This window comes from Dermacoccus sp. Tok2021 (assembly GCF_019895135.1).
GTDB classification, from domain to species: domain Bacteria; phylum Actinomycetota; class Actinomycetes; order Actinomycetales; family Dermatophilaceae; genus Dermacoccus; species Dermacoccus abyssi.
In genome coordinates, this window is record NZ_JAGTHU010000011.1 from 94,877 (window position 1) to 105,161 (window position 10,285).

A 10,285-nucleotide genomic window follows, 5' to 3' on the forward strand; every position below is an offset into this window, starting at 1 on the left:
TCGCAACACGGGGGTGCGCTTGCCCGTCCCGGGGCCTCGGGTGACGATGGAGGTGTGGGCGAAGCGAAGAGTCGGGTCGAAGCTGCGGTGGAGCGTCTGCGCGCTGCGGGGGAGCGGTTGACGCCGGGGCGTCGTGCCGTCATCGAGGTGTTGGACGCCGATTCGCGCCACCTCGACGCGGAGGCGATCGCGACGGCGGTGGCCGATCTCGAGCCGGGGGTGCACCGGGCGACGATCTACCGCTCGCTCCAGGCCCTCGTCGACGGAGGAATCGTGCGGCACACGCACGTGCCCGGCGGAGCCACGATCTACCACCTCGCGAGCCTCGAGCAGCTGTCCGCGGCGGGCGATGATGCCGCTGAAGATGCCCATTCGGGTCACGCCGGGCACGGTCACGCGCATCTGCAGTGTGTGCGCTGCGAGCGCTTCACGGATGTCGACGTGGAGGAGTTCACGCCACTCGTGGCGCGGATTCGGGAGCTCACCGGCTTCTCGGTGGACGCGCAACACGCGGCATTGCTCGGGGTGTGCGCCGAATGTGCCGCTCGAAAGGCGGACGAGGACGACGTGTGATGGAGCGGGCGACGGGAATCGAACCCGCGTGTCCAGCTTGGGAAGCTGGCGCTCTACCATTGAGCTACGCCCGCACGGCCCCGGATTTCCGGGGCGTTTCGCTACTTTAGCGGGTCGCGGGGACGCGTGCACGCCGACCCTCCGCGCAGTGAACCGTTGCCGTTCTTCGAGCAGACTGCCTCGGGCGCCTGCTCCCGGAACGCCGGTCGACTACGGTGTGAGACGTGCTGCTTTCTGACCGGGACATCAAGCGACAGATCGACGACGAGCGGGTCGTGCTCGACCCCTTCGACCCGTCGATGATCCAGCCGTCGAGCATCGACGTTCGTCTCGACCGGTTGTTCCGCCTGTTCGACAACCACAAGTACCCCTTCATCGACCCGGCCGAGGAGCAGCCCGAGCTCACGCGCCTCGTCGAGGTCGAGCCCGACGAGCCGTTCATCCTTCACCCCGGCGAGTTCGTGCTCGGCTCCACGTACGAGACGATCACGCTGCCGGACGACGTCGCGGCGCGCGTCGAAGGAAAGTCGTCGCTGGGCCGCCTCGGTCTGCTCACGCACGCGACCGCCGGCTTCGTCGACCCGGGTTTCTCGGGGCACGTGACCCTCGAGTTGAGCAACGTCGCCACCTTGCCGATCAAGCTGTGGCCGGGCATGAAGATCGGCCAGCTGTGCTTCTTCCAGCTCACCTCGCCCGCCGAGCACCCCTACGGCAGCGCGCAGTACGGCTCGCACTATCAGGGCCAGCGTGGCCCCACCGCCAGCCGCAGCTTCGCCAACTTCCACCACACCACGGTCTGAGCCGTGACGGGCGCCGAGGCGAGTAGCGCGAAGTCGTCGGGCGCTGCGGAAGCGCCGCGCTCCGAACCGGTGCCCGACGCGCCGGCCCGAACGGTCGACGAGAGTGAGTTCGGCGACCGCGTGGCCGACACCCTCGACGACGTGGCCGACTCCCTGCTCACCGACGGCTCGATCGAGGACGACGACGTCGCCTCCCTCGACGACGAAGCTGTCACCGTCGAGGCGCCCAGTCGGCTCGCGACGACGAAGCGATCCGGCAAGCCGGTCACCGCGAGTCCGGTGCTGTCGTTGCCGCGAGCCAAGCATCCCGAGGCCGTCGCCCTGTTCATCCACGGCGGCGAGGTCAACGCGAGCATCGCCATGTACCGCGGCGACCCGGCCTACCTGCGCGTCATCCCCTTCGCCCGCGACGTGGAGCGCCGCAGTCACGGACGGATCGGGGGCGCCGTGCTGCGCCTCGCGGTGCGCGGCTGGAACGACCCCGAGAAGCCGGCCGTTCAGGACGCCCGGTGGGCGCTGCGTGAGCTGCGCCGCCAATACCCGGGGCTGCCCCTCGCCGTCGTCGGCCACTCGATGGGCGGACGCGTGGCCCTCGACCTCGCCACGAGCGACGAGGGCGACGACCTCGCGGCCGTCGTCGGGCTCGCGCCCTGGGCGAGTGACGAATACGAGGCCGAGCCGTTCGGCACGACGCCGTTCCTCGGTATCCACGGACGCCAGGACACCGTCACCGATCCGGCGGCGACCGCCGATCTCGTCGAGCGCATCACCGCCGCCGGTGGCGACGCACGGTTCGTCGATCTGCCGGGCTGGCACGCCATGCTGTGGCGGCCGATGCGTTGGCACAAGGAGTCGTCGCAGTTCCTCATCGATCACCTGCTGCGCAAGGGGAGCGGCGCGCCCGACGGACGGTAGGGCTCCGGCTTTCCCTGGGGCGGTTGTGAGGGCTTCGCCTCGGAGGACGGATCCACCGTTGCGAGATCGAATGTGTAGGTGCGGGCGTTGCCGGTGAAGAACTTCTCGGTGGAGTGCTCGTACTGCGCCACCTGCGATTCGGGATGGCTCCTGACCTGTTCCACGATGGCCTGGTAGTTGTCCTTGTAGCGCGCCATGCTGTGCGCCTCGAGGTTGTCCGTCGAGCCGTCCGGCGCGGTGAGCGAGCCTGGATCCGTGAACACGACCCGGGTGCGGTTCGGTTCACCGGTTCCGTTGGCGCGCCCGTCGATCCGGTGCACGGGGTCGGCCGAGTTCTCGACGTTGAGTACGGAGGTCTTGTGCGGCACCTTGAGGTGTCCCACCGGCGAGCCGTACGTGACGACGTGCGTGATGTTGATGTCACCCTTCTGCTGGTGGCGCGCCATGTTCGTGGCCACCATGCCACCCTGCGAGTGGCCGAGGACGATGACCGGCTCGCCCTTGCCTGCCACTCCTTCCTTCGCCATGGCCTGACGCAGGGCCGTCAGCGCCGCAGCTTCGACCGGACTCTGGCGGCCGGCTGCGGCGTAGAGGTTGCCGTTGCCGTTGAAACCGTTCTTGCCGTTCGGCGCGAACGTCGAGGTGCCCGGCAGGATGAGCGTCCACGCCCCCTGACCCGTTGTCGGATCGACGACGCGTTGCACCTGGATGTGCCCGGCGTTCTCGGGGTTCTTGTAGAGCTCCGGGATACGCCCGGCCGCCTCGCTCACGCTCCGCACCTCCGGTGCCTTGGTCGCCGAGTTCGGGTCGGACGTCAGTCGGGTGCCCACGCGCTTCGGGACGCCTGTGAGAACGATCGTGGCGGCGTGCAGGGCCGTGATGTCCTGGGCGTAGGGGCCGGGCAGTACATCGGAGACGACCTGGACGACCATGTCGATGGCATCGGGTGCCTCGCGTTGGATCGTGGCCAGATCGACGTCCTTGCCCGAGATGGCATCCGCGATGACGTGGTTGAGCTTCAGGCCCGTCATGACGAGGTCGGCGGGGAGGGCTAGCCGGTCGACGAACTGACCCGCGATCAGCTCTGCGTCCTCGTAAGTCTTGACCGAGTAGTCGAGGAACGCCGCCATGATGCTGGCGCGCACCTGCGCGGCCATCAGGCCCTGCTTGCCGATGGTCAGGCCGAGGATGGCCTTCGCACACGCCGCGCTCGTGCCCGGCGACAGGACATCGCCGCGGAAGGGCAGGTTCCACTCGATGGTGAAGACGGTGGAGAAATGACCGTCACACTCGTCGGCGACCGTGCGGAAGGTTGCGGCGGTGAGCCGCAGGTCGGACAGCTTCGCGTCGACGTGCGAAGCGCTCGGGCCGTAGGTCGTGAACGCGACGGACGACGACCCGTCGGGCGCTCTCATGACGACACCCCCGCGGCTGCGAGGAGATCGAGGGCGGCCATGACGATGCCGCTGCGCACGTCCTCCCAGGTGGTGGGGACGGGCTCCAGCGGCTGACGCCGGTCGGTCCAGGTGCCCTCGCACCGCTCGGCGAGGGCGTAGACGTGCAGGTCCTCGCCCGCGGTGACGACGGCCGCCACGGCGCACGTCGCGTCCGGCCCAGCCGCCGTGATGTCGCACGTCAGGTGCGCGATGATCTCCTCGACCGCGACGCTCTCGTAGGTTCCGCGCGCCGTGCCGACGTCAAACGTTCCCTCTGCGACGTGACACGTGCGCGTCGTCGACTCGTCACCGACATCCACCCTCACCGACAACTGCGGGCGGGCGCTCGTCTCGACGTTCATCGGGCCGCACCACCCCGGATGGCCTCGGTGGGGATGGGGCGCGAATGCGTGGGCGGGCCAGTGACGGCGTCCACCGCACGGCCGGGCAACCCGACGATCGTCTCGAGCGTGTCGACGCGGGAATCGACGCTCGCCGCGTGCGCGTCGATTTTGGCCGCGAGGGCATGTGCGTCAGCGCTGCGCTGATCCATGATCCGCGTGAACTCCGTCAGCTTCTGACGGCAGTGGTCGGCCGACGTCGACTTCCAGTGCATAGTCGTGATCTTCGTGCGGGTGTTCGACGCGGTCGTTGACAGAGAGGTGCCGACCGTACGGGCCACCCGCGCCTGGGCCCTGATGTCGTCTGCGAGGCTGCTCATGCCCCCGACGTTACGAAGCGCTCACCGCGTCGTCATGCGCCGCCCCGAGCGGCCTGTGGAAGGGCCCGCCCGGGCCGAGTGAAGGAGCCCACAGCCGTCACCTCCTGTGAACGAACACCGGCAACAACGAGGCGTGGCACCCACCGAATCGGTGGGTGCCACGCCTCATGACAGCCGTGCGGAAGCGATCAGACGGTCTGTTCCGCCTCGTCGTTCTCCTTCTGCTCCTCGCCGCGGCGCACAGCCGCAAGGAGCATGTTGGCGACGTCGACGACCTCGACCTCTTCGCGGGCGTCGCCGTTGCTCTGCTCGGCGGTGAGACCGTCCGTCATCATGACGCGGCAGAACGGGCAGCCGATGGCGATGCGGTCGGCGCCGGTTGCGACGGCTTCCTTCGTGCGGTTGACGTTGATGCGCTGGCCGAGCTTCTCCTCCATCCACATGCGCGCGCCACCGGCGCCGCAGCAGAACGAGGTCATGCCCGAACGTTCCATCTCCTTGTACTCCACACCCGGCAGAGCCCCGATGAGCTCACGCGGCGGCGCGTACACGTTGTTGTGACGGCCGAGGTAGCACGGGTCGTGGTACGTGACGCTCTTGCCCGTGGAGGCAGCACCCGACTTGTCCTTCGGCTGCTTCGCGAACTCCTCCGGAGCAGCCACCGGCGTCAGCTTCTTCTCGCGCACGAGGCGGTTGAGCAGCTGCGTGTGGTGGACGACCTCGAACTCGCCGCCGATCTGCGGGTACTCGTTCTTGATCGTGTTGAAGCAGTGTGCGCAGGTGACGACGATCTTCTTGACGTTCGCGTCGTTGAGCGTCTCGACGTTCTGGCCCGCGAGCATCTGGAACAGGATCTCGTTACCGGCGCGACGAGCCGGGTCACCGGTGCAGCTCTCGCCGTCACCGAGGACGGCGAAGTCAACGCCCGCGGTGTGCAGCAACTCGGCGACGGCACGCGTCGTCTTCTTCGCGCGGTCCTCGTAGGCGCCGGCGCAGCCGACCCAGAACAGCCACTCGACGTCGTCGGCCGACTCGACGTCGGAGCCGATGACCTTGACGTCGAACGGCAGACCCTTGGCCCAGTCGAGGCGCGCACGCGCCGACATGCCCCAGGGGTTCTGCTTGTTCTCGAGGTTCTTGAACAGGCCGGCGAGCTCCTGCGGGAAGGCGGACTCGATGAGGGTCTGGTAGCGACGCATGTCGACGATGTGGTCGACGTGCTCGATGTCGACGGGGCACTGCTCGACGCAGGCGCCACAGGTGGTGCACGACCACAGGACGTCCTGATCGATGACGGCGTCGGGGCCGTGCGGGTTGTACGCCGTCAGCGGGTTCTCGATGTCGTAACCCGTGTCGCCGATGAGGGCCGTCTCGAGGAGGTTGACGTTGCTGTAGTCACCCTTGGGTGCCTCGCCGTCCGTCGTCGCGGGGGCGCTCTTGCCGGCCGCAGCGGCCTGCAGGAACGGCGCCTTGGCCGACGAGTGGTCGCGCAGCGTCATCATGAGCAGCTTGGGCGACAGCGGCTTCTCGGTGTTCCAGGCGGGGCACTGGCTCTGGCAGCGGCCGCACTCGGTGCAGGTGGAGAAGTCGAGCAGGCCCTTCCAGGTGAAGTCCTCGACCTTGCCGACGCCGAAGCTCGTGTCCTCGTCGAAGTCGAGCTCCTCGACGTTCGTCACCGGCTCGCCGTCGACCTTCATCGGCTGCAGCGCGCCGAGCGACGTGCGGCCGTCGGCGTTGCGCTTGAACCAGATGTTGAAGAAGGCGAGGAAGCGGTGCCAGGCGACACCCATCGTCGTGTTGAGGGAGATCGTGATCATCCAGGCCATCGAGATGAGGATCTTGATGGCGGCGACGGCGACGATGAACTGCTCGATGCCCTCACGGCCCATCGATTCCAGCGGCATGCCGAGGAAGAAGGTGAGCGGGAAGTGCAGGGCGCTCGCGTGGTCGTTGTCCGTGACTGCGGCGAGGGCGTACTCGAGGGCACGCAGCGTCAGGATGCAGGCGCCGACGCCGAAGATCGTGAACTCGACGTAGTAGGCCTGCCAGAACGTCGAACCGAAGAAGCGCGACTTGCGTCCGTCCTTACCCGCCGAACGCGCCGGGTGGTGCTTGCGGCGGTTCCAGATGAGCCACAGGATGCCGGCGAAGCCCGTCCACGCCATGAACTCGGTGAGCCACTCGTACGGCGGGAAGTGGCCGATGAGCGGCAGGGCGTAGGCCGGGTCGAAGATCTGGCCGTAGGCGTTGACCAGCGTGAAGAACAGCACGCCGAAGCTGATCATCGTGAACCAGTGGGCGATCGCGACGATCGGCAGGCGCGCCATGCGCGTGTGGCCGAGGAATTCGCGAAGGAGCGTGGCGGTGCGGGCACCCGGTGAATCGGTGCGCTTTTCGGGGGCGCCGAGTCGGAACAGCGACGCCATCCGCATGACCGCTCGCACCAGCAGCGCGACGCCCACGACGGTGATGACGACGCAGATCACTGCGGCGACGATCTGAAGGGCTGACATGCGCCTCAGTCTAAACGGCGTTACCGGCGCGTAACTGCTGGGATGCACCATCACATGTCACCCGGGAATTAGTCAACGCCCTCGTGCGCTAAAGGAAGTGAAGCTCTCGGGGGAAGGTTTCGCGATAACCACACGTTGGTATGCTCATAAGCAGTTCTAATCATCCCGCTCACTCGGATCACACGGAGGTCAGCCCTCATGCCCATCCTCGACGACGTCACCCAGGCCATCGGCAACACGCCGCTCGTGCGGATTAACCGCATCATCGACTCGGGCGCCACGGTGGCCGCGAAGCTTGAGTTCAACAACCCCGGCGCGTCCGTCAAGGACCGCATCGGCAAGGCGATCATCGAGGCCGCGGAGGCCTCCGGTGAGCTGAAGCCGGGCGGCACGATCGTCGAGGCCACCTCGGGCAACACGGGTATCGCGCTCGCGATGGTCGGCGCTGCGAAGGGCTACGACGTCGTCCTCGCGATGCCGGAGACGATGTCGAAGGAGCGCCGCGCGCTGCTCAAGGGCTTCGGCGCCGAGCTCGTGCTCACCCCGGGCTCGGAGGGCATGAAGGGTGCCGTCGCGAAGGCCGAGGCCATCGCCGAGGAGCGGGGCGCCGTCCTCGCCCGTCAGTTCGCCAACACGGCCAACCCCGAGGTGCACCGCCGCACGACGGCCGAGGAGATCTGGCGCGACACCGACGGAGCCGTCGACATCGTCGTCGCGGGCATCGGCACGGGCGGCACGATCACGGGCGTCGGTGAGGTGCTCAAGGAGCGCAAGCCCGAGGTGCAGATGATCGCCGTCGAGCCGGCCGAGTCGGCCATCCTCAACGGTGGTCAGGCCGGCCCGCACAAGATCCAGGGCCTCGGCGCCAACTTCGTGCCCGAGATCCTCAACCGTGAGATCTACGACGAGGTCATCGACGTCGACGCCGCCACCTCCGTCGAATGGGCGCGCAAGGCCGCCACCGAGGAAGGCCTCCTCACGGGTATCTCCTCGGGCGCCGCGCTCTACGCCGCCTCGCAGGTCGCCGCTCGTCCCGAGAACGAGGGCAAGACGATCGTCGTCATCATCCCGAGCTTCGGTGAGCGCTACCTGTCGACCATCCTGTTCGAGGGCGTCCTCGACGACTGATGTCGGGAAGACGACCGGCCTTCGAGGGGTTGACCCTCAAGGCCGGTCGCTTCACTGGTGACCTGACGAGGAGGAACGGTGGCGAAGAACCCACTCACGCGCGTGCGTGACGCAGGCAAGGCCGTGGCCCGAACCATGGCCGAGGACGTCGACGCTGCGCTGGCACGCGACCCCGCGGGCGGCTCGCGCCTCGAGATGGCGCTCGCGTCGCCCGGTCTGCACGCCGTGTGGAGCCACCGCGTCACACACGCCATGTGGCGGCGCGGCGGGCGCTGGAAGCGGCCCGCGCGCCTCGGCTCGCAGGTGACGCGCGCCGTCACCGGCGTCGAGATCCACCCGGGCGCGACGATCGGTCGCCGCTTCTTCATCGATCACGGCATGGGCGTCGTCATCGGTGAGACGAGCGAGGTCGGCGACGACTGCATGCTCTACAACGGGGTCAACCTCGGTGGGCGCACGCTGGCCAAGGTCAAGCGTCATCCCACGCTCGGTGACGGCGTCACGGTCGGCGCGGGTGCCCGCATCCTCGGGCCCGTCGTCGTCGGCAACGGCGCTCAGGTGGGCGCCAACGCCGTCGTCGTCAAGGACGTCCCGGCCACGGGCGTCGCGGTGGGTGTTCCGGCGAAGGTTCGGGTGCCCCAGGCACCTGCCGTCGACCCGTTCACGGACCCCGCGCTCTACATCTGAACGCACCCCATCCGACGGTTCACCCCGTCACCTCGGGGTGAACCTCCCGACCAAGGAGGTCATGTGCGCGCACCACGCGTAGCGATCATCGGTGCCGGCCCCGCAGGAATCTACGCGGCCGACATCCTCACCAAGGAGCACGAGAGCGCGACGGTCGACATCTTCGACCGACTTCCGGCTCCGTACGGGCTCGTGCGCTACGGGGTGGCGCCCGATCACCCGCGGATCAAGGAGATCGTCAAGGCGCTGCGGCGGGTGCTCTCGGGGGATCGCATCCGCTTCATCGGCAACGTCGACTACGGCACGGACGTCGACCTCGAGCGTCTGCAGCAGCACTACGACGCGGTGATCTTCTCCACCGGGGCGTCCTCGGACCGCCCGCTCGAGATCCCGGGCATCGACCTTCCGGGCAGTTACGGCGCCGCGGACTTCGTCAGTTGGTACGACGGTCACCCGGACGCCCCGCGCGATTGGCCGCTCACGGCGAAGAGCGTCGCCGTCATCGGTGCCGGCAACGTGGCCCTCGACGTGGCCCGCATGCTCGCCAAGCCCGCGGACGAGCAGCTCACGACGGAGATCCCGGACAACGTCTACCAGGGCCTCTCGCTCAACGAGGCGACGGATGTCCACGTGTTCGCTCGCCGCGGCCCGGCGCAGCTGAAGTTCACGCCGATGGAGTTCCGCGAGCTGTCGCACTCGCCGAGCGTCGACGTCATCGTCGAGCCGGAGGGCTTCGAGATCGACGAGGCCGGCCAGGCGGCGATCAACGCGAGCAAGTCGACGAAGCTCGTCGTCAACACGTTGCTCAAGTACCTCGACACCGAGCCCACCGGGGCGCCGCACCGCATCCACATCCACCTCTGCCAGGCGCCGGTCGAGGTGCTCGGTGAGGATGCCGTGACGGGGTTGCGCACCGAGCGCACCGAGTTCGTCGGCGACGGCAACGTGCGCGGCACGGGGGAGACGATCGACTGGGACGTGCAGGCCGTGTACCGCGCCGTCGGGTACTACTCGTCGCCGCTGCAGAACCTGCCCTTCGACGACGCCCGCGGCGTCGTGCCGAACGAGGCCGGCCGCGTGCTCGACGAGTCCGGAGAGCCGATTGCAGCGACGTACGTGACGGGTTGGATCAAGCGCGGCCCTGTGGGCCTCATCGGCCACACGAAGTCGGACGCGTCGGAGACGATCCGTTGCCTGCTCGAGGACCTGCCGTCGCTCGTGGCGCCGGCCGTCGAGGACGAGGACGCGCTGCTGCGTCACCTGCTCGACAGCGGTGTCGATGTGACGCTGTGGGACGACTGGGAGCGCTTGGACGCGCAGGAGATCGCGCTCGGCGCGGGCGCGGGCCGCGAGCGCGTGAAGATCGTTTCGCGCGAGGACATGATCGCGGCCGGTCGCGCGCACGCGGAGCAGGTGGCTTCCTGACCCGAGTTCATCGTCAGGTCCGACGTTCGAGCATGACGAAGGGCCCCCCCCCGGGGGGGGGGGGGGGCGGGGGGGGGGGGGGGGGGG

10 protein-coding genes and 1 tRNA gene are annotated in these 10,285 nt (G+C 68.4%); 6 read left to right on the forward strand and 5 right to left on the reverse strand.

From position 1 onward, the window contains the following. Positions 1-54: 54 nt before the first annotated feature. On the forward strand, positions 55-573 hold the full coding sequence (locus K9D12_RS08175) for a Fur family transcriptional regulator (RefSeq protein ID WP_047310614.1): 519 nt from the start codon (positions 55-57) through the stop codon (positions 571-573). Here the strand turns inward: K9D12_RS08175 and K9D12_RS08180 are convergent. Then, positions 574-647, reverse strand: a tRNA-Gly gene (locus tag K9D12_RS08180). Positions 648-797: 150 nt separating this feature from the next. Between K9D12_RS08180 and dcd the strand changes: the two genes are divergently transcribed. Both dcd and K9D12_RS15275 read left to right on the forward strand, forming a co-directional pair. Further along, on the forward strand, positions 798-1,373 hold the full coding sequence (dcd, locus tag K9D12_RS08185; RefSeq protein ID WP_047310613.1) for a dCTP deaminase: 576 nt from the start codon (positions 798-800) through the stop codon (positions 1,371-1,373). A 3-nt stretch (positions 1,374-1,376) separates the two neighbouring features. Continuing rightward, positions 1,377-2,288, forward strand: coding sequence for a serine aminopeptidase domain-containing protein (locus K9D12_RS15275; RefSeq protein WP_223059919.1), 912 nt, complete (start codon positions 1,377-1,379; stop codon positions 2,286-2,288). On the opposite strand, the gene K9D12_RS08195 is transcribed toward K9D12_RS15275, so the two are convergent. The 4 genes from K9D12_RS08195 to K9D12_RS08210 form a co-directional block, all read right to left on the reverse strand. Then, positions 2,246-3,703 carry an alpha/beta fold hydrolase gene (locus tag K9D12_RS08195; protein WP_223059920.1) on the reverse strand — a complete coding sequence of 486 codons (1,458 nt, stop codon included), beginning with the start codon at positions 3,701-3,703 and terminating at the stop codon, positions 2,246-2,248. The two genes, K9D12_RS15275 and K9D12_RS08195, sit on opposite strands and share 43 nt — an antisense overlap. Next, entirely contained in the window at positions 3,700-4,086 is a 387-nt protein-coding gene (locus K9D12_RS08200; protein WP_223059921.1) for a hypothetical protein, read from the reverse strand. The genes K9D12_RS08195 and K9D12_RS08200 overlap by 4 nt, the downstream gene beginning before the upstream one ends. Continuing rightward, entirely contained in the window at positions 4,083-4,445 is a 363-nt protein-coding gene (locus K9D12_RS08205; protein WP_223059922.1) for a hypothetical protein, read from the reverse strand. Before K9D12_RS08205 ends, K9D12_RS08200 begins: the two co-directional genes overlap by 4 nt. Positions 4,446-4,633: 188 nt before the next feature. After that, positions 4,634-6,958 carry a (Fe-S)-binding protein gene (locus K9D12_RS08210; protein ID WP_187036219.1) on the reverse strand — a complete coding sequence of 775 codons (2,325 nt, stop codon included), beginning with the start codon at positions 6,956-6,958 and terminating at the stop codon, positions 4,634-4,636. Positions 6,959-7,156: 198 nt separating this feature from the next. Here K9D12_RS08210 and cysK point away from each other — a divergent pair, with 198 nt between their 5' ends. The 3 genes from cysK to K9D12_RS08225 all read left to right on the forward strand — a co-directional run bounded on the left by cysK (position 7,157) and on the right by K9D12_RS08225 (position 10,198). After that, positions 7,157-8,086: a cysteine synthase A gene (gene cysK / locus K9D12_RS08215; RefSeq protein ID WP_047310608.1), complete on the forward strand. Its 930-nt coding sequence runs from the start codon at positions 7,157-7,159 to the stop codon at positions 8,084-8,086. Positions 8,087-8,221: 135 nt separating this feature from the next. Beyond that, a complete protein-coding gene (gene epsC, locus K9D12_RS08220) occupies positions 8,222-8,773 on the forward strand; it encodes a serine O-acetyltransferase EpsC (protein WP_223059928.1) in 552 nt (183 codons plus the stop codon). A gap of 63 nt (positions 8,774-8,836) precedes the next feature. Then, positions 8,837-10,198, forward strand: coding sequence for an FAD-dependent oxidoreductase (locus K9D12_RS08225; RefSeq protein ID WP_223059923.1), 1,362 nt, complete (start codon positions 8,837-8,839; stop codon positions 10,196-10,198). Positions 10,199-10,285 lie beyond the last annotated feature (87 nt).

Excerpts from the sequence above, each read along its gene's own strand:
- K9D12_RS08195 (WP_223059920.1), bottom strand. The coding sequence starts at position 3,703 with ATGAGAGCGCCCGACGGGTCGTCGTCCGTCGCGTTCACGACCTACGGC.
- K9D12_RS08200 (WP_223059921.1), bottom strand. The coding sequence starts at position 4,086 with ATGAACGTCGAGACGAGCGCCCGCCCGCAGTTGTCGGTGAGGGTGGAT.
- K9D12_RS08205 (WP_223059922.1), bottom strand. The coding sequence starts at position 4,445 with ATGAGCAGCCTCGCAGACGACATCAGGGCCCAGGCGCGGGTGGCCCGT.
- K9D12_RS08210 (WP_187036219.1), bottom strand. The coding sequence starts at position 6,958 with ATGTCAGCCCTTCAGATCGTCGCCGCAGTGATCTGCGTCGTCATCACC.
- cysK (WP_047310608.1), top strand. The coding sequence starts at position 7,157 with ATGCCCATCCTCGACGACGTCACCCAGGCCATCGGCAACACGCCGCTC.
- epsC (WP_223059928.1), top strand. The coding sequence starts at position 8,222 with ATGGCCGAGGACGTCGACGCTGCGCTGGCACGCGACCCCGCGGGCGGC.